General features: G+C 66.3%; 18 protein-coding genes and 1 pseudogene. 12 read left to right on the top strand and 7 right to left on the bottom strand.

The window, feature by feature from the left end:
- Positions 1–52: 52 nt before the first annotated feature.
- Positions 53–457 (top strand): annotated as a pseudogene (gene mutT, locus KBY99_RS08130) (8-oxo-dGTP diphosphatase MutT); the annotation flags it as partial.
- Between the two features lie 68 nt (positions 458–525).
- Here mutT and tsaE read toward each other — a convergent pair.
- Positions 526–963, bottom strand: a complete 438-nt coding sequence (gene tsaE / locus KBY99_RS08125) for a tRNA (adenosine(37)-N6)-threonylcarbamoyltransferase complex ATPase subunit type 1 TsaE (RefSeq protein ID WP_254998453.1) — start codon at positions 961–963, stop codon at positions 526–528.
- Between the two features lie 151 nt (positions 964–1,114).
- Between tsaE and ahcY the strand changes: the two genes are divergently transcribed.
- Complete coding sequence (gene ahcY, locus KBY99_RS08120; RefSeq protein ID WP_254998452.1) at positions 1,115–2,554, top strand: adenosylhomocysteinase; 1,440 nt, start codon at positions 1,115–1,117, stop codon at positions 2,552–2,554.
- 10 nt (positions 2,555–2,564) lie between these two features.
- Positions 2,565–3,224, top strand: coding sequence for a DedA family protein (locus KBY99_RS08115; protein ID WP_254998451.1), 660 nt, complete (start codon positions 2,565–2,567; stop codon positions 3,222–3,224).
- Between the two features lie 12 nt (positions 3,225–3,236).
- On the opposite strand, the gene KBY99_RS08110 is transcribed toward KBY99_RS08115, so the two are convergent.
- On the bottom strand, positions 3,237–3,638 hold the full coding sequence (locus KBY99_RS08110; protein WP_254998449.1) for a single-stranded DNA-binding protein: 402 nt from the start codon (positions 3,636–3,638) through the stop codon (positions 3,237–3,239).
- 129 nt (positions 3,639–3,767) lie between these two features.
- Here KBY99_RS08110 and KBY99_RS08105 point away from each other — a divergent pair, with 129 nt between their 5' ends.
- The 7 genes from KBY99_RS08105 (at position 3,768) to KBY99_RS08075 (ending at position 10,139) form a co-directional block, all read left to right on the top strand.
- On the top strand, positions 3,768–4,814 hold the full coding sequence (locus KBY99_RS08105; RefSeq protein WP_254998448.1) for a rod shape-determining protein: 1,047 nt from the start codon (positions 3,768–3,770) through the stop codon (positions 4,812–4,814).
- A gap of 5 nt (positions 4,815–4,819) precedes the next feature.
- The gene (mreC, locus tag KBY99_RS08100) at positions 4,820–5,560 is read left to right on the top strand and encodes a rod shape-determining protein MreC (protein WP_254998447.1); all 741 of its coding nucleotides are present in this window, start codon (positions 4,820–4,822) and stop codon (positions 5,558–5,560) included.
- A complete protein-coding gene (locus KBY99_RS08095) occupies positions 5,557–6,060 on the top strand; it encodes a rod shape-determining protein MreD (RefSeq protein ID WP_254998446.1) in 504 nt (167 codons plus the stop codon). Before mreC ends, KBY99_RS08095 begins: the two co-directional genes overlap by 4 nt.
- 4 nt (positions 6,061–6,064) lie before the next feature.
- Positions 6,065–7,408, top strand: a complete 1,344-nt coding sequence (locus tag KBY99_RS08090) for an ABC transporter substrate-binding protein (RefSeq protein ID WP_254998445.1) — start codon at positions 6,065–6,067, stop codon at positions 7,406–7,408.
- Positions 7,409–7,543: 135 nt separating this feature from the next.
- Positions 7,544–8,272, top strand: a complete 729-nt coding sequence (gene rpaB, locus KBY99_RS08085; protein WP_106632950.1) for a response regulator transcription factor RpaB — start codon at positions 7,544–7,546, stop codon at positions 8,270–8,272.
- Positions 8,273–8,311: 39 nt separating this feature from the next.
- Complete coding sequence (lysS, locus tag KBY99_RS08080) at positions 8,312–9,832, top strand: lysine--tRNA ligase (RefSeq protein ID WP_254998443.1); 1,521 nt, start codon at positions 8,312–8,314, stop codon at positions 9,830–9,832.
- A gap of 43 nt (positions 9,833–9,875) precedes the next feature.
- The gene (locus KBY99_RS08075; RefSeq protein WP_094559041.1) at positions 9,876–10,139 is read left to right on the top strand and encodes a hypothetical protein; all 264 of its coding nucleotides are present in this window, start codon (positions 9,876–9,878) and stop codon (positions 10,137–10,139) included.
- Between the two features lie 64 nt (positions 10,140–10,203).
- Here KBY99_RS08075 and KBY99_RS08070 read toward each other — a convergent pair whose 3' ends face one another.
- The 5 genes from KBY99_RS08070 to egtB all read right to left on the bottom strand — a co-directional run bounded on the left by KBY99_RS08070 (position 10,204) and on the right by egtB (position 13,991).
- Positions 10,204–11,031, bottom strand: coding sequence for a YdcF family protein (locus tag KBY99_RS08070; protein ID WP_254998441.1), 828 nt, complete (start codon positions 11,029–11,031; stop codon positions 10,204–10,206).
- A gap of 129 nt (positions 11,032–11,160) precedes the next feature.
- Positions 11,161–11,631 carry a hercynine metabolism protein gene (locus tag KBY99_RS08065; protein WP_254992995.1) on the bottom strand — a complete coding sequence of 157 codons (471 nt, stop codon included), beginning with the start codon at positions 11,629–11,631 and terminating at the stop codon, positions 11,161–11,163.
- The gene (locus tag KBY99_RS08060) at positions 11,628–11,864 is read right to left on the bottom strand and encodes a hercynine metabolism small protein (protein ID WP_254961026.1); all 237 of its coding nucleotides are present in this window, start codon (positions 11,862–11,864) and stop codon (positions 11,628–11,630) included. Before KBY99_RS08060 ends, KBY99_RS08065 begins: the two co-directional genes overlap by 4 nt.
- Before the next feature lie 17 nt (positions 11,865–11,881).
- Positions 11,882–12,847 (bottom strand): L-histidine N(alpha)-methyltransferase, encoded by a 966-nt coding sequence (egtD, locus tag KBY99_RS08055; RefSeq protein ID WP_254998439.1) that lies wholly within the window; start codon positions 12,845–12,847, stop codon positions 11,882–11,884.
- Complete coding sequence (gene egtB, locus KBY99_RS08050; RefSeq protein ID WP_254998438.1) at positions 12,837–13,991, bottom strand: ergothioneine biosynthesis protein EgtB; 1,155 nt, start codon at positions 13,989–13,991, stop codon at positions 12,837–12,839. The genes egtD and egtB overlap by 11 nt, the downstream gene beginning before the upstream one ends.
- 81 nt (positions 13,992–14,072) lie before the next feature.
- Here egtB and KBY99_RS08045 point away from each other — a divergent pair, with 81 nt between their 5' ends.
- Both KBY99_RS08045 and KBY99_RS14830 read left to right on the top strand, forming a co-directional pair.
- Positions 14,073–15,074, top strand: coding sequence for a cysteine synthase A (locus KBY99_RS08045; RefSeq protein ID WP_254998437.1), 1,002 nt, complete (start codon positions 14,073–14,075; stop codon positions 15,072–15,074).
- Complete coding sequence (locus tag KBY99_RS14830; protein ID WP_261352383.1) at positions 15,074–17,077, top strand: serine/threonine protein kinase; 2,004 nt, start codon at positions 15,074–15,076, stop codon at positions 17,075–17,077. Before KBY99_RS08045 ends, KBY99_RS14830 begins: the two co-directional genes overlap by 1 nt.
- Positions 17,078–17,142 lie beyond the last annotated feature (65 nt).

The following is a 17,142-nucleotide window of genomic DNA, read 5'->3' as shown; positions in this document are numbered from 1 at the left end:
CGGGCGCTGACTACGCTGCCGCCGATGCCGCTGCCACGCCGTGATGGATTCCCCCAGCGAGCTGCCGTTCCAGGTGATCGGCGTGGGGGTGGTGCGCAACGGCGCCGGTGAGGTGCTGATCGATCAGCGCCTCAATGAGGGTTTGCTGGGGGGGTTGTGGGAATTCCCCGGCGGCAAGCAGGAGCCCGGTGAGCCGATCGTTGAAACGATCCGCCGTGAGTTGGAGGAGGAGTTGGCGATTGAGGTGGAGGTGGGCGAGGAGCTGATCGTGGTGGAGCACGCCTACAGCCATAAGAGGTTGTGCTTTGTGGTGCATCTCTGCACCTGGTTGAGCGGCGAGCCCCAGCCGCTGGCCTCCCAGCAGGTGCGCTGGGTGCGGCCTGAGCAGCTGGGCGAATATCCCTTCCCGGCGGCTAACGCCCAGATTATTGCTGCGCTGTTGGGGGCGGGCCCTTAATTCGCGGCAGCTAGCTAAGCTAAGACTTAGCTAGTCAAATAAAACAGCAAGCTGCCCCGGTCGGTCGATCAGCTCGGCGAACGCACCTCAATCAGGCGTCCAGCTTCTGGGTTGAAGGGGTCGCTCAAGCCGAGCTGGATCTGCCAGCAGCCGGCCGGTGCGCTGCTGAGTCGCTCGGGCCACTCCACTGCTAGCAAGGCGCCTAGGGCACGAGCTTCCTCCTCCTCCTGGGCAAATAGTTCGTCGGCGGCGGCGGGCAGCTCCAGCCGGTAGAGATCGAGGTGCACCAGCCCGCCGCCCTTCGGCAGCGGGTAGTGCTGGGCGAGGGCGAAGGTGGGGCTGGTGATTGGTTCCTCAATGCCGAGGCCGGCGGCCAGGCCCTGCACCAGGCAGGTTTTGCCGGCCCCTAGGTCACCTGCTAACAGCAGGATGCTGCCAGCGGGTAGACGCAGCGCCAGTTGCCGTCCGAAGGACTGGGTGGCGGCGGCATCTCTTAGGGCTTGCATCACAGGGCTTGGATCACGGGGCTTGGATCACGAGAGTTGAGGTGCTCCTTGTAGATTGCATTTTCAGCGAGCCCGAAGCCTCGGCGTCTCCGCAGATATTTCCAAATCACGCCCTCCCAGCCGGGAGCGAGCAGTACCCCAAACAAAACCCATGGTGGCTTCACCCGCCTCAACGGCTTCCGCGCCCGTGCTGCAAAGCACTAATACCTACGTGATTGCCGATCTCGGCCTGGCCGATTTTGGCCGCAAGGAGATTGCAATTGCCGAAACTGAGATGCCTGGCCTGATGGCCCTGCGCTCCAGGTTTGGCGCTGAGCAGCCCCTCAAGGGCGCCCGCATTGCAGGTTCCCTGCACATGACGATTCAGACTGCGGTCCTGATTGAAACTTTGGTCGCTCTCGGCGCCGAAGTGCGCTGGGCCAGCTGCAATATCTTCTCTACTCAGGATCACGCCGCCGCCGCGATTGCAGCAGCCAACGTGCCGGTGTTTGCCTACAAGGGCGAAACCCTTGATGAGTATTGGGCCTTCACCCACCGCATCCTTGAGTGGGGCGATGGTGGCACACCTAACATGATCCTCGACGACGGTGGCGATGCCACTGGACTCGTGGTACTGGGTACCAAGGCTGAAAGCGATCTTTCAGTTCTAGATAACCCCTCTAACGAAGAGGAGACCGCCCTCTTCAACAGCATTCGCCAAAAGCTGGCCGCCCAGCCTGGCTTCTACTCCCGCATCTACGCCGAAATTCAGGGTGTTACCGAGGAGACCACCACCGGTGTGGCCCGCCTCTATCAAATGCAGAAGAGTGGCGAGCTGCCCTTCCCGGCGATCAACGTCAACGATTCGGTCACCAAGAGCAAGTTTGACAACCTTTATGGTTGCCGCGAATCCCTGGTGGACAGCATCAAGCGCGCCACTGATGTGATGGTGGCCGGCAAGGTTGCTCTGGTGCTTGGCTACGGCGATGTGGGTAAGGGCTCAGCCCAGTCGCTGCGCGGTCTTGGCGCCACGGTGATGATCGCCGAAGTTGACCCCATCTGCGCCCTGCAGGCCGCAATGGAGGGCTATCGCGTCGTGCGTCTTGATGACGTGGTGGGCGATGTGGACATCTTCGTGACTGCCACGGGCAACTTCAAGGTGATCCGCCACGAGCACCTGATTCAGATGAAGGATCAGGCGATCGTTTGCAACATCGGTCACTTCGATAATGAGATCGATGTGGCATCCCTCAAGCAGTACGCCTGGGACAACATCAAGCCTCAGGTTGATCACATTGTGCTGCCCAGCGGCAACAAAATCATCCTGCTGGCTGAGGGCCGTTTGGTGAATTTGGGTTGCGCTACAGGCCATCCCAGTTTTGTGATGAGCGCCTCCTTCACCAACCAGGTGCTGGCTCAAATTGAGCTGTTCACCAAGGGAGACCAGTACGCCAAGCAGGTGTATGTGCTGCCTAAGCACCTCGATGAGATGGTGGCTCGCTTCCACCTCGACAAGATCGGCGCCAAGCTCACCGAGCTCTCCCAAGAGCAGGCTGATTACATCAACGTGCCGGTAGCCGGGCCCTACAAGCTCGATCACTACCGCTACTGAGGCGAGCCCGATGGGGATTGGCGAACTGGTGCAACAGCTGCCTCAGCTGATCGGTGCGGCAGTGGAGGCCAATCCCTGGCTTGGTTATGGAGCGATTTTTGCGGCGATGTTCCTTGAGAACCTCTTCCCGCCGATCCCCTCCGAATTGATCATGCCCCTCGGGGGCTTTTATGTGCAGCAGGGCCAATTGGCCCTGCTGCCAGTGGTATTGGCAGGGCTGCTAGGCACCGTGCTGGGGGCTTTGCCTTGGTATGGCATCGGCCGGCTGATCAACGAGCAGCGCCTGGAGCAATGGCTGGCGCGCCACGGCCGCTGGATTGGTATCAGCCCCAAGGAGCTGCACCGCAGCCGCGATTGGTTTGCCAAATACGGCACCGCTTTGGTGTTTTGGGGCAGGCTGGTGCCTGGCATCCGCACCTTGATATCGGTGCCCGCGGGCATCGAGATGATGCCCATAGCGCCGTTCCTGCTTTGGACCACCGCCGGCAGCCTTATCTGGACCCTGCTACTCACCTTGGCGGGCCTGGCCCTGGGTGAGGGCTACACAAATGTGGAGAACTGGATCGAGCCGGTGGCCAAGGCTGTGAAGCTGGTGCTGGTGCTGGCTCTCGCAGCCGGCGCCGTCTGGCTGGGGCTGCGCATCTGGAAGAAGCGTCGCGATTCCCACTGAGCCAGACCCGGCTCAGAAGGGCACTTCCTCCTCGCTTGGAGAGCCGCCGCCGAAGCCTCCTCCCATGCCACTTCCCATGCCGCCGCCCCCTTCGCCGTCGCGTTTGGAGCCGAGCAATTCCAGCCGGTCTACCCGGATTACGGGCTTGGTGCGCTCCTCACCGCTGGCCCTGTCGGTCCAGCGGTCAAGCTTGAAGCTGCCGATGATGCCCACTAGGGCCCCTTTGCGGACATAGTCGGCGGCTACCTGGGCTTGTTTGCCCCAGATTTCGAGGTTGAACCAGTCGGGCTCGTCGTCACGGCTGCGGCGGTTGACGGCGAGGGTGAGGTTGGCGACCACACTGCCTGATTCGAAATAGCGGACTTCGGGGTCGCGGCCGGCCCGGCCGACAAGGGTGATGGAATTCACGCCCATGGTGGATGTCTCCTGTTGCTGATGGATCAATGATGCGGCACCCGGTTCGGCTGCCACCTTTCATCAGTTCCACCGTTAGAGCCGTCTGTAACACCCTCGTATGATTCGGCCCTTGCAGGCCGGGCGTCCGTGTTTTTCCGTCGTTTCCAGTTTTCGCGCGATATCGGCATTGATTTGGGCACCGCCAACACCCTCATCTTCGTGTCTGGCAAAGGCATCGTGCTTCAGGAGCCCTCTGTGGTGGCCATGGATCTGGAGCGGGGTGTGCCCCTGGCCGTGGGCGATGAGGCCAAGATGATGCTGGGCCGCACCCCGGGCAACATTCGCGCCGTGCGGCCCCTGCGTGACGGCGTGATCGCCGATTTCGACGCCGCCGAGCAGATGATCAAAACCTTCATTCGCAAGGCCAATGAAGGCCGCGGCATCGTGGCGCCCCGGTTGGTGATCGGCATACCCAGTGGAGTTACAGGCGTGGAGCGCCGTGCCGTGCGGGAAGCCGGCCTGGCCGGCGCCCGTGAGGTGCACCTAATCGATGAGCCGGTGGCGGCCGCCATCGGCGCGGGCCTGCCCGTCACCGAGGCGGTGGGCACCATGATTGTCGATATCGGCGGTGGCACCACTGAAGTGGCGGTGCTCAGCCTGGGCGGAACCGTCATTAGTGAGTCGGTGCGAGTGGCTGGCGACGAACTAAGCGACGCCATCGGCCTTTACCTCAAGAAGGTGCACAACCTGGTGGTTGGTGAGCGCACCGCCGAAGACATCAAAATCCGCATCGGCTCGGCCTTCCCAGACGATGCCCACGACAACACCTCCATGGACGTGCGCGGCCTGCACCTGCTCTCCGGCCTGCCCCGCACCATCAACGTTCGCGCCGGTGATATTCGCGAGGCGATGGCCGAACCCCTCAATGTGATCGTGGAAGCCGTAAAGCGCACATTGGAGCGCACGCCGCCTGAGCTGGCCGCCGACATCGTCGATCGCGGCATCATGCTGGCTGGCGGCGGTGCCCAGGTGCGGGGCATCACCGACCTGATCAGCCACGAGACCGGCATCCTTACCCATGTGGCAGAAGACCCGCTGCTGTGCGTGGTGAACGGCTGCGGCATGGTGCTTGAGGACTACAAGCGGCTGCAGCGCGTGCTCGACACCCCTGACTTCGTGCGTCACCACTCCTAATCTTGATGCCGGCCGGCCGCAGGCTTCGCCTTCCCGCCCTGGGCGCTGTAGTCCAGGCCTGGCCCTGGGCCTTGCTGGTGCTGGCCCTGCTGGCCGTGCGGCTGAGCAAAGGAGCGGGTTTTACTGATGCTTACGCCCTGTTGAGCCGGCCTTTCTGGCCCGGTAGTGCCCAGGGTGAGTGGGTGCGCAGCGGCCAGGCTCTCAACGATCAAACCCGCTTGCGCCAGCTGGATGCCGACAACCGACGGCTGCGCAGCTTGCTGGAGCTGCAGGGTCAGGGGGGCCGCGAATTGGCGGCAGCGGTGATCTCGCGCCAGACAGGGGGCTGGTGGCAGCAGCTAGTGATTGGCCGCGGCGAGTTGCAGGGCCTACGGCCCGGCATGGCGGTGACGGCGCCGGGCGGGCTGATTGGCAGGATTGCCAGCGTTACTCCCACTGCTGCCAGCGTCACCCTGCTCACCGATCCCGGCAGCCGGGTTGGCGTCTGGGTGGGACGGGTTCGGCGCCATGGTTTGCTCACGGGCATTGGCACCAGCCGCCCCTTGCTGCGCTTTCTGGAGAAGGATCCAGGAGTGCGCCCGGGGGATGTGGTCGTCACCTCGCCCGCCAGCACCCTGGTGGCTCCCAACCTCACGGTGGGTGTGATCCAGTCGGTCGACGACCGGGCCGTGCCGGCCACCGAGGCCGTGGTGCAGCTGAGTGCCCCGGTTGAGGCGGTCGACTGGGTGCAGGTGCGGCTGCCATGAGTCGGCTGGCTCGCCACGGTTGGTGTGTGGCTACGGCCTTAGTTGTGCCCTGGTTGGTGCTGGCTGCGCCCGGGCCCCTGAAGTTGGCTGGCATTCCCCCGGCTTGGTCCGTGCTTTGGCTGCTGCCCTGGGCCCTGGCTGATGGACCCCTCTCCGGCGCCCTGGCGGGGGCAGGGCTGGGCTTGTTGCTCGATGCTTTGCACCCCGGCTCGATTACGCAGATCCCTGCCCTGGCCCTGCTGGGCTGGTGGTGGGGTCGGCTGGGCCGCCAGGGGCCGGCGATCGAGCGCAGCTTCAGTCTTGGCCTGCTGGCCCTGTTGGGTGCGGCCCTGCTGGGCGGCAGCCTGATTTTGCAGAGCCGGCTGCTGGGCCCCTGGCCCCTTGAGCCCGCATTGCACACCTGGCTGGCCCAAACCCTGCTCACGGCCCTGCTGGCACCGCTGCTTTGCTCCCTGCAGCTGCTGCTCTGGCGCCAGCAGATCCAGGGCGGGCGAGGCTGAGTAGATGGCATTGATCCAGAGCCGGCGGCGTTTCCTTGAGCTTCTTGGCGGCGGCTCCGCTGCTGCCCTGCTGGCAGCGGGTCTGGGCAGTTGTGGCAGGGCTGGTCCGGGGACTGATTCCGTGGCGGCCCAGGTGCTGAATTTCTGGACCCTGGACCTGGCCCCCAAGTTCAACGACTATTTGCGGGAGCTGATCGCAGCCTGGGAGGGCCAGAACCCCGGGTTGCAGGTGCGCTGGACCGACGTGCCTTGGAGCTCGGTGGAGCGCAAGTTGCTGGCGGCTGTGTTTGCCCGCACCGCCCCGGACCTGGTGAATCTCAACCCCCCTTTCGCGGCCAACCTGGCCAGCAAGGGGGGGCTGCTTAATTTAAGCGATGTGCTGCCGGCGGGGGCTGCTGATGCCTATTTGCCAGCGATCTGGGAGGCAGGCCGCCAGGGGCAGGGGGGGCAGCAATTTGCCATTCCTTGGTATTTGACCGCGCGGATCACCATGGCCAACCGCCGGCTGCTTGAGCGGGCCGGCTACAGCGCCCCACCGGCTTCCTGGGACCAGGTGCCGGCTTTTGCCGAGGCCGTGCGCCGCCGCACGGGCCGCTACGCCTTGTTTGTCACCGTGGTGCCCGACGACTCCGCCGAGCTGCTGGAGACCTTGGTGCAGATGGGGGTGAAGTTGCTAGATGGGGAGCAACGGGCGGCCTTCAATAGCCCCGCGGGGCGGCGGGCCTTTGCCTTCTGGAGTGACCTCTACCGCCGCGGCCTGTTGCCACGGGAGGTGGTGAGCCAGGGCTACCGGAGAGCCATCGAGCTCTACCAATCGGGCGACCTGGCCCAGGTGGCCACGGGCCCCGACTTCCTGCGCAACCTGCAGACCAATGCTCCCGGCATTGCAGCGGTCACGGCACCCTTTGCGCCGCTCACGGGTGCCAGCGCTGAGGCCAACGTGGCGGTGATGAATCTGGTGGTGCCCAAGCAGAGCGTCCTGGCGGCCGAAGCGGCCCGCTTCGCCCTATTTCTCACCAATGGCCCCAACCAGTTGGCCTTCGCCGAGCAGGCGCGGGTGCTGCCCTCCAACCGGCAAGCCCTGCAGCAGCTGGAGGCCAGCCTGGCGACTGCTACTGCTCTTGGGGCTGGGGCGCAGGAGGCTCTGGTGCAGCGGGCCCGGTTGCTGTCGGCCCAGGCCCTTCGCCAGGCCAGGGTGCTGGTGCCGGCGAGCCCGGGGGTGAAACGACTGCAGGCGATTGTGTACACCCAGCTGCAGCGCGCCATGCTCGGCCAGGTGGCCAGTGATGCGGCCTTGACTGCTGCGGCTGACGAGTGGAACCGCTACTCCCGGGCCCGTTGGGGGTGACCCAAGGGAGCATCGAGCGTTATGGTTGCGATTCTTCATCCCGGCGCACCGCCCATGCCTTCGGAGGACAGGCCCATTTCAGACGCCTTCTCCGATTCCCTGGGGCCTGCCCCGGTAGAGCCCAAAGCCACCGTGATGGTGGTAGACGACGAAGCCGCCGTGCGCCGGGTTCTGGTGATGCGCTTGCAGCTGGCTGGCTACAGGGTGATCTGCGCTGAGGACGGCGAGGAAGCCCTCAGCCTGTTTCACCAAGAGCAGCCCGATCTCGTCGTGCTCGATGTGATGCTGCCCAAGCTGGACGGCTTTGCGGTTTGCCGCCGGCTGCGGGCTGAATCCTGCGTGCCGATCATTTTCCTTTCGGCCCTTGATGCGATCGCCGAGCGGGTGTCGGGCCTAGACCTCGGGGCTGACGACTATCTGCCCAAGCCCTTCAGCCCCAAGGAGCTCGAAGCCCGGATCGCCACAATTTTGCGACGGGTTGGCCGCGGTTCAGCTTCTGCCGAGCCTCGCGAGGTGCCCAGCGGTAGCGGTGTGCTGCGGGTGGGTGATCTGGTGGTGGACACCAACCGCCGCCAGGTGACCCGCGACAGCGAGCGCATCGGGCTTACCTACACCGAATTCAGCCTGCTTGAGCTGCTGTTCCGAGAACCGGGTCGGGTCGTGCCCCGGGCCGAAATCCTTGAGCAGCTTTGGGGCTATCCCCCCCGCCGCGCCGCCGATTTGCGGGTCGTGGACGTGTACGTAGCTCGCCTGCGCGGCAAACTCGAGCCCGACCCCCGCAATCCGGAGCTGATCCTCACGGTTCGCGGCACTGGCTACGCCTCCCAGCGGATGGCTGAAGCAAGCCTGGCTGCTAACGGCTAGCGCTCCTGCAGGATGGGCCGATTCAGCCCCCTGTCTGCCTTGTCGGATCTGCGCGAGACCCGTCTGGAGAAAGCCGCAGCCCTAGCCGCCCTCGGCCAGGGTCCCTACGCCCTGCGCTTTGAGCCCAGCCACCGCACGGCTGCTTTGCAGCAGGACCATGCCGACCTAGCCAACGGAGAGGAGCGGCAACTGGAAGTGGCCGTGGCAGGCCGGGTGATGACTCGCCGCGTGATGGGCAAGCTCGCCTTCTTCACCCTGGCTGATGAAACCGGTCCGATTCAGCTGTTTATTGAGAAGGCCACCCTCGAGGCGTCCATGCCGGAGGACCCCGAGGCTTTCGCCCACCTCACCTCTTTGGTGGATGCCGGCGACCTGATCGGCGTGCAGGGCAGCCTGCGCCGCACCGATCGCGGTGAGCTTTCGGTGAAGGTCAAGGGCTGGACCATGCTCTGCAAGAGCCTCCAGCCACTGCCCGATAAGTGGCACGGCCTGGCGGATGTGGAGAAGCGCTACCGCCAGCGCTACTTGGATCTGATCGTGTCGCCCCACACCCGCGAAACCTTCCGGCGCCGGGCCGTGGCGGTGAGCTCCATGCGTCGCTGGCTCGATGAGCGCGACTTTTTGGAGATCGAAACGCCGGTGCTGCAGAGCGTGCCCGGTGGTGCTGATGCCCGCCCGTTTGAGACGCACCACAACGCCCTCGATCTACCCCTCACCCTGCGCATCGCCACCGAGCTGCACCTCAAGCGGCTGGTAGTGGGCGGCTTTGAGCGGGTCTACGAGCTGGGGCGCATCTTTCGCAACGAGGGGATCAGCACCCGCCACAACCCCGAGTTCACCTCGGTGGAGATCTACCAGGCTTATGCCGACTACACCGACATGATGGAGCTCACTGAGCAGCTGATTGCCCACGTGTGCAAACAGGTGTGCGGTAGCACCCAGATCAGCTATCAGGGCACCGACATCGACCTGGCGCCCCCTTGGCGGCGGGCCACCATGCACGAGTTGGTGCAAGCCGCCACCGGCCTTGATTTCAATTCTTTTGATAGCCGAGAGGCGGCGGCTGCAGCCATGGGAGCCCAGGGGCTGGAGGTGCCAGCCCTGGCCGATTCCGTCGGCCGGTTGTTGGTGGAGGCCTTCGAGCAGCGAGTGGAGGCGGATCTGATCCAGCCCACTTTCGTGATCGATTACCCGGTGGAGAACTCACCCCTGGCCCGGGCCCATCGCAGCAAGCCCGGCATGGTGGAGCGGTTTGAGCTGTTCATCGTGGGCCGTGAAACCGCCAACGCCTTCAGCGAGTTGATTGATCCGGTGGACCAGCGCCAGCGGCTTGAGGCCCAGCAGGAGCGCCGTGCTGCCGGCGACGAGGAGGCCCAAGGCGTTGACGAGGACTTCATCCAAGCCCTGGAGGTGGGTATGCCCCCCACGGGCGGCTTGGGAATTGGAATTGATCGACTGGTGATGCTGCTCACCGACAGCCCCTCGATCCGTGATGTGATCGCCTTCCCCCTCTTACGTCCGGAGGCCCGTCAGGCGGTTGGGCCTGGCGCAATGGGATAATCCCTCTAGTAGGCAATCTCCCCCATCCGGGGTCAGCGATTCCATGAGTGGCGAGCGCGTTGGTTTTCGCTTCAAACACGCGGATGCTGTGGTGAAGCGCAACCCCCAGGGTCGCTCGCGCCGGGGCTGGGTGATGGAGCCGGTGGAGCAGACCACCAGCCGTGGCACCAAGATGCCCGCCTACCGAATTCGTTGGCGGGACAGTGAACGTCCCGAGATCGTGCTGCAGCACATGCTGATCGCCGATCCCGACCCCACTCCCCCACCCGATGGTGTCAGCCTGGTGCCCCCGGCGCCCAAGGCTTGAACGCCCAAAGGCTTGAACGCCAAAAGGCTTGAAGGTCAACAGGCTGGACCACAAGCCAGCTCGATCAACTCCAGCCCCTTAGCCGATAGATCGCCAGCCCCAAGTGCTCCTTCAGGGCCAAGGTGCTCAGGTAGAGCGCTTCGGCGTCGGGCACCAAACTCTTGAGCGTGTTGCCCAAGGTGGGTTTGCCGTAGTGGGCACGATCCGGCAGCTGGTAGTCGCAGGCGACCGGCACCACCGTCAGGCCGCTGCGCTGTTGGAAGGTGGCCAGTGAGCGGGGCATGTGAAAGGCACTGGTGACCAGCAGAACCCGGCTCCAGCCCCGCCGCCGGCCCAGGGCACCGATATCGCGAGCCTCCTCGGCGGTGGTGTGGGAGCCGGGGTTGATCAGGATCCGATCGGCTGGCAGCCCCAGCTCCTCGGCCAGATCCCTGGCCCAGAGCGCTTCAGGTGGGGCGGGATCATGGCCCGTGAAGCTCACCCGTCCGCCGCTGGTCACCAGCAGGGGAGCCAGGCCCCGGCGCACCAGTTGCACGCCGCGCAGCAGCCTGTCGCCCCCTTCCGCCACTTCGACACCCTGCCGGGGTGGCAGGGCCGGCCGCAAGCCGCCGCCCAGCACCACCACCGCGTCGGCACGGGGCAGCTGCCGCGGGGTGAGCGCCGCCGCCCGATCCTCCAAGCCCCAGATCAGCTGGCGGCTGCTGAGCGGCATGGCACACAGCCAGATCAGTCCCACCCCCGTGCCACTTAGCCAGAGGCTGGCCTGACGTCGCCGGCGACTGCCTTGCTCACTGCCTTTGGCCGCCGCAGCCAGGCCCAGGAGTTGTAGCAGCAGCCCTAGACCCAGCGGGTAGAGCAGCAACGGCAGCAGTTTGGACAACAGAAAACCCATGGCGGCAGGTGGTTGGGCTGGGCGTCAGCGGCTGTGATTGTGGGCTCTCCAGGATTCTGAACAGCCTGTACGGAATACAGCAGGGCTCGGGCTTGGGACACGTCGACCGGCGGAGCTCTGCCTTTGTTTTCAGCCCTGGCGCCGGCGCAGCTGCTCTAGAGCCTGTTCGGCCTCGAAGCTGGCCCAGTCCTGCTCCAGGCTGGAGGCCTTTGGCGGGCGGGGACGGCTCTCCAGTTCGCGCAGATCGCGCTCCACGGCAGCGAAGCTCACCCCCAGTTCCCCGAGGCGTTGCCAGCGCAGCCGGCCCTGTTCCATCAGGCCCAGTTGGTGGGCTTCAGCTCGCTCGGCCAGGGCTGTGGCGCCGGCGGCGCGGGCCTTGGCAAGCCGTTCCTGCCAGCAGCGGATTTCAGCGGCCAATTGCAGCAGGGCCTGGCGCTCCTGTTCCGCCTGCCTTTGCAACTGGCGCCGCTGCCCCACCAGCCGGGCCTGGCGATCCCGCGCTTCCTGCTCGCCAAGCAGGGCTTCCTGGCTGGGGTTGGCGGCGAGAAAGGCCGCAAGTTGCTGATCCAGCTGCGCCTCCAGCTCGTCGAGCCAGCTCACGGGGCGGGCTGCCCGGCGGGCGTGGTGATCAACGGCGCCTCGATCTCTTGCTGGAGCGGTGTGATCGCCGCTTCGCGGGAGCGCAGCAGCAGCTGGGTGAGTCGGGCGATTGCCCCCTCGCCCAGGTCCTGGCTGCCGATGCGATCAAAGGCGCCCCGATACAGCTCCTCCAGTTCGGCGATCAGACCCTCGCGCACCTGGCGCATGGTGGCCCGTTGCTCTTCACGACCCATGGTTCTCCTGCCTGATGTCAGGAGTCTGCCGTCACCAGCAGGTGCAGCGAAAGGTCGTCGGCCGGATCGCTCCAACGGCCAGCGCCCCGCCAGCCGGCGCCGGCGGCGAGGGCGAGGAAGGCCACCGGGTCGTATTTGACGCTGTACTCAGTGATCAGCGGCTCGCCCATCGCAAAGCTCCAGGCCTCCCCCGCCAGCTGCACGGTTTGCGCTTCGCGGCTCACCAGGGCCATGGCGATGCGGCTGTGCTCGGGTTGCCACCGGGCGGAGTAGGCGAAGGCGTCGGGGTTGAAGCTGCCCGCCAGGTCGCGGTTGAGCCGTATCAGCAGGTTGCGGGCAAAGGCCGCCGACACGCCGGCGGCATCGTTGTAGGCGGCCTCCAACCGTGCCACGGCTTTGGGCTGGTCGATGCCGATCAGCAGCCTGGCGCCAGGGCCCAGCAGTTGGCCCAGCTGCTGCAGCAGCGCCTGCGCTTCCTCGGGGCTGAAGTTGCCGATTGAGCTGCCTGGATAGAAACCCAAGCGCCGCTGGCCGCTGAGTAAGGGGTGCTCGGGCAGCTGCCGCAGGGCGCTGTAGTCGCAACAGATGCCGAGCACGGGCACTGCCGGGTGGCGCGCCTGCAGGGCCACGCAGCTCTGCTGAAGATGATCGGCGCTGATGTCGAGGGCTACATAGGCCGGTGGCTGCAGCGCCTCGAGCAGGGGCCCCACCTTGCGGGCATTGCCGGCGCCAAACTCCAATAGCACCCCTTCCCCAAGGGCCGCCGCCAGCTCAGGCGCCCGCGCTTCCAGCAGGGCAGTTTCGGTGCGGGTGAGCCCGTATTCCGGCTGCTCGCAGATCGCCTCAAACAGCCGTGAGCCTTCGGCGTCGTACAGCAGCCAGGCCGGCAGCTGACGCGGTTGCTGGGCCATGCCCTCGCGCACCAGCCGCCGCATGTCGGCCGGTTCGGGGTGGAGGTCGATCAGTTGCATGTCAGCCGCCATCGCGGGCTAGGCGTAGGCCACCGGCCAGCCAGCGGCTCGCCGGTGGATAGAAGTTGCGGTAAGTGAGCCGTTCGTGGCCAGGCGGGGTGAGGAAGCAGCTGCCGCGCAGCACCATCTGGGAACTCATGAACTTGCCGTTGTATTCCCCCACCGCCCCGGCCGCTGGCGCGAAGCCCGGATAGGGCCGGTAGGGGCTGGCGCTCCACTGCCAGAGCACTCCGAAGGCCTGGTCAAGTTGGGGTGCCAGCAGCTCCCATTCGGCTTCGCCCGGCAGCCGGGCACCCGCCCAGCGGGCGTAGGCATCGGCTTCAAACCAGCTCAAGTGCCGCACCGGCAACTCGGCCCGCCGCGGCTGACACCCCGCCAGTGAAAACTCCTCGTCGCCGTCGCGCCAGTAGCGCGGTCCCCGCCAGCCCCGGGCCTGCACCACCGCCCAGCCCTCGCTCATCCACAGCTCCGGCCTCTTGTAGCCGCCATCGGCAATGAAGGCTGCAAATTCGCCGTTGCTCACCAAACGGGAGCTAAGCGCAAAGGGTTCAAGCCATTGGCGGTGCCTGGGCGCCTCGTTGTCGAAATGAAAGCTGCCACCCGGATGGCCGATCTCCACCAGCCCCCCCTCGTGCTGCAGCCAGGTGGGCTCTTGGGCAACGCTCGCCTGATAAGCAGCCTCCGGCTCTGGGCCATATGCCGGCTCGAGCGGGTTGCGGCTGAAGCCATCCAGCAGGTCCATCAGCAGCAGCTCCTGGTGCTGCTGCTCGTGCTGCAGCCCCAGTTCCACCAGCTCCAGCCGGGGATCGCCCGGCTCCAGCTGCTCCAGCAGGCTGAGCAGGGCCCCATCTAGCCGCTGCCGCCAGGCCAGCACCTCGGCCAGGGCCGGCCGGCTGAGCAGGCCCCGCTGGGGCCGGGGGTGGCGGGCTCCTACTGAGTCGTAATAGCTGTTGAAAAGAAAGCCCCAGTCCTCTGGCGACACGGGGCTGCGCAGCACAAACTGCTCAAAAAACCAGGTGGTGTGGCCCAGGTGCCACTTGGGCGGGCTGGCATCGGCCATGCCCTGCAGGCACACGTCTTCGGGCTGCAGGGGAGCCACAAGCTCGAGGCTGCGTTGGCGCACCTGCGCATAGCGCGCCTTCAGCTCCTGCCCCATGCCGCTGCCGCCAATCTGGGGCTAATTCAGGCCCGACCTTAGGGACCTTGCCTACGATCCCGCCACGCATTGCACGCGGATATGGCCGGCATCACTTCAGGGTTCGTGGGCGCCGTTGGCAACACGCCCCTGATCCGGCTCAATGCCCTGAGCGAGCAAACGGGTTGCGAGATCCTCGGCAAGGCCGAGTTCATGAATCCTGGGGGGTCGGTGAAGGATCGCGCCGCCCTGGGCATCCTGCTGGAGGCGGAGGAGCAGGGGCTGCTGCAGCCTGGAGGCACGGTGGTGGAAGGCACCGCTGGCAACACCGGCATTGGCCTCACCCACCTCTGCAATGCCCGCGGCTACCGGGCCCTGATCGTGATCCCCGACACCCAGTCGGCCGAGAAGATCGGCCTGCTGCGCAGCCTCGGCGCCGAGGTGCGCACGGTGCCGGCGGTGCCCTACCGCGACCCCAACAACTACGTGCGGCTTTCGGGCCGGATCGCCGCCGAAACGCCCGGGGCCGTGTGGGCCAACCAGTTCGACAACCTGGCTAACCGCCGTGCCCATTTCAACTCCACCGGTCCGGAGATCTGGCAGCAAACCGATGGGGCGGTGGATGCCTGGGTGGCGGCCACTGGCACCGGCGGCACCTATGCCGGGGTTGCCCTTTATTTGAAGCAGCAGAACCCAGCCGTGCGCTGCGTGCTGGCCGACCCCCACGGCAGTGCCCTACACAGCTGGGCCAGCCGGGGTGAGCTGGTCAGTGAGGGAAGTTCGATCACCGAGGGGATTGGCAACAGCCGCGTTACCGCCAACCTGGAGGGTGCTCCCATCGATGATGCAGTGCGCATCGACGACCAGACCGCGCTCGAGACGATCTATCAGCTGCTGTGGCAGGAGGGCCTGTTTTTGGGCGGCTCGGTGGGCATCAATGTGGCCGCGGCGGTGGCAACGGCCCGGCGGCTTGGTCCTGGTCACACGATCGTGACCGTGTTGTGCGATAGCGGCGATCGCTACCGATCTCGGCTCTATGACGCCGATTGGCTGGCGGGCAAGGCGTTACACCAACCCCAGCGGCCCTCGCTGGAGGTGGGCTGATGGCGGTGCAGGTGGGTCAGTTGATCGGTGAGCGCTACCGGCTCGAGCAACGCCTCAGCTCCGCCCCGCCGGCAGAGGCTCCCCAGGGGGAACTCTGGCGCGCTAGCGATCAGCTAGCCGCCGAGGCGCCGATGGCCTTGCGGCTGCTGGGCCCAGCCATCGACCCGGCTCGGGCGCGCCAGCTCTGGGGCCAGCTGCAGGGGCTGCTCCATCCCCAGGTGCCCCGGCTCGGGGCGGCCATTCAGGCCCAGGAGGGTTTGTGGCTGGTGCGCGAATGGCAGGCCGGCCGTACCTACCAACTGCTGCTGCAGGCCCGTGCCGAGCGCCAGTTGGTCTTCGGTGCCGGCGAGGTGCTGCTGCTGCTGCGCCAGCTGCTGCCGGTGCTGGCCGTGTTGCATAGCCAGGAGCTGGTACACGGCGACCTCAGCCCCGCCAACCTGCTGCGCCGCGACAGCGACGGGCTGCCGGTGTTGCTCGATTTCGGCCTGGTGGCAGGCACGGCCGCCGCTACCCCGGGCTACGCCCCACCCGAGCGGGTTCGGGTCGCCGATCCCGAGCCCTGGATGGATTTGCATGCCCTCGGGGTGATGGCCCTGGTGCTGCTCAGCGGCGAGGAGCCCGCCCGGCTACTGGATCCGGTCACCATGGCCTGGCGCTGGCCGGCGGCCCTCACGGCTGAACCGGCCTTGCAGGCTCAAATCGGCCGCTTGCTGGAGCGCCAGCCCGGCGAGCGCTTCGCTTCCGCCTCCCAGGCCCTGGCTGCCTTTCAGGCCATACCCATGCCAGAGAGCACCGGTCCGGTGCCCCGCGCTGACCGCACCGTCGCCCTGGTGCCCCCACCACCTCCTCCACCTGCACCAGCAGCACCTGCACCAGCAGCACCTGCACCCCCAGCACCTGAAGCTCCTGCTGAACCCGCACCGGAGCCGCCCCAGCCGCCTTCGCCCGCGTTGCGTAGCCGCTTGGAGGAGCGCGAGGAGGTCGCTGAAGGCGGCGTCTGGCCTGTGGTCATTGCCCTGGTGTTGTCGGCGGTCGTGGGCACTGCCCTGGGCTGGTGGTGGCTGAGCCGCGGTCGCTTGACCCTCCCCACCCCCGATGCGGCCCTGCAGTTGCCCAACAGCCTGCCGCCGGCGGAGGTGGATCAGCGCCAGCAGCTGCTCAACCGGCTGCGGGCCATGCAGGTGGATCGGGGCTGGTTCTTGAAGTTGGTGGACGCCAGCCTGCTGGCCCAGTTTCCAGAGCGGGGCGGCCGCCTGCCCAGCGATTCCCTCGACGACTCTCCTCTGCGCAAGGTTTGGAATGAGCTTGCAGAGGAGTGGCTGGCTCGGGTGGAGCAGCTACCCCTAGAGATTCGGCGCCGCTTGGGTTCCTACACAAACGGTGACTGGGAGAGGCGCCAGCAGGCCCTGGTTAGCCAGGGACTCAGCTCAGCGGTATTGCGCCAGCTGGTCTCGGGCAGTGCCCAGAGCCTGCTGCCCGGCCGCCCCGGCGCTGACATCCCGGCCGAGCCCTTTCGCCAGCTGTGGTTTGCCGCGGCGGAGCAGGGCCTGGCCAACGTGCAGATCGAGGCGATTCAGGCCCAGGCCCAGGCAACCCAGGTGATTTCAGCCCAGGTGGAGGCTGGTGGGGCCCGGCTGTTCCCGGTGCGGTTGCCGCCGGGCTATCGCCTGGTGCTGGGCGTGAACGGCTCGCCTTTGATGCAGATGAGTGTGTTTGGTGCCGATGGCGAGCTGCTGGAAGCCAAGGGGCCCCTGCGGGTGGTCAGTTTGGGGGTGCAGAAGAACTCCCCAGTGCAGTTGCTGGTGACCAACGAGGGCGTGGCGCCGGCCCTGATCACCCTGTCGTTGCGGGCCGATCCGCCCCCTGTCGAGACGCCGCCGGTGGCTGTCCCCGAACCCTCACCGCAGGCGCCGGCGGCCCAGCCAGAGCCTCCCCAGGCTCCGGCAGTGCCCGAACAGCCCGCCGGCCAGCCACCACCGCCCGTGCCACCGCCCGTGAATTGACTCCAGCGAGGGGGTGGGGTGTTGGGCGTCTCCCGGGTTCTGTACAAGTTGTACGGAATCCGTGA

Origin of the sequence: Cyanobium sp. Maggiore-St4-Cus, assembly GCF_024345615.1 — a bacterium.
Classification (GTDB): Bacteria; Cyanobacteriota; Cyanobacteriia; order PCC-6307; family Cyanobiaceae; genus Cyanobium_A; species Cyanobium_A usitatum.
Note: the sequence above shows the minus strand (reverse complement) of the source record. Positions and strands in the feature narration are given on the sequence as shown.

Coding starts and splice junctions, on each gene's coding strand:
- KBY99_RS08110 (WP_254998449.1), bottom strand. CDS start 3,638: ATGGGCGTGAATTCCATCACCCTTGTCGGCCGGGCCGGCCGCGACCCC.
- ahcY (WP_254998452.1), top strand. CDS start 1,115: ATGGTGGCTTCACCCGCCTCAACGGCTTCCGCGCCCGTGCTGCAAAGC.
- KBY99_RS08095 (WP_254998446.1), top strand. CDS start 5,557: ATGAGTCGGCTGGCTCGCCACGGTTGGTGTGTGGCTACGGCCTTAGTT.
- tsaE (WP_254998453.1), bottom strand. CDS start 963: ATGCAAGCCCTAAGAGATGCCGCCGCCACCCAGTCCTTCGGACGGCAA.
- KBY99_RS08045 (WP_254998437.1), top strand. CDS start 14,073: ATGGCCGGCATCACTTCAGGGTTCGTGGGCGCCGTTGGCAACACGCCC.
- KBY99_RS08060 (WP_254961026.1), bottom strand. CDS start 11,864: ATGGGTCGTGAAGAGCAACGGGCCACCATGCGCCAGGTGCGCGAGGGT.
- KBY99_RS08090 (WP_254998445.1), top strand. CDS start 6,065: ATGGCATTGATCCAGAGCCGGCGGCGTTTCCTTGAGCTTCTTGGCGGC.
- egtB (WP_254998438.1), bottom strand. CDS start 13,991: ATGGGGCAGGAGCTGAAGGCGCGCTATGCGCAGGTGCGCCAACGCAGC.
- KBY99_RS14830 (WP_261352383.1), top strand. CDS start 15,074: ATGGCGGTGCAGGTGGGTCAGTTGATCGGTGAGCGCTACCGGCTCGAG.
- mreC (WP_254998447.1), top strand. CDS start 4,820: ATGCCGGCCGGCCGCAGGCTTCGCCTTCCCGCCCTGGGCGCTGTAGTC.
- rpaB (WP_106632950.1), top strand. CDS start 7,544: ATGGTGGTAGACGACGAAGCCGCCGTGCGCCGGGTTCTGGTGATGCGC.
- KBY99_RS08075 (WP_094559041.1), top strand. CDS start 9,876: ATGAGTGGCGAGCGCGTTGGTTTTCGCTTCAAACACGCGGATGCTGTG.
- KBY99_RS08115 (WP_254998451.1), top strand. CDS start 2,565: ATGGGGATTGGCGAACTGGTGCAACAGCTGCCTCAGCTGATCGGTGCG.
- egtD (WP_254998439.1), bottom strand. CDS start 12,847: ATGGCGGCTGACATGCAACTGATCGACCTCCACCCCGAACCGGCCGAC.
- KBY99_RS08070 (WP_254998441.1), bottom strand. CDS start 11,031: ATGGGTTTTCTGTTGTCCAAACTGCTGCCGTTGCTGCTCTACCCGCTG.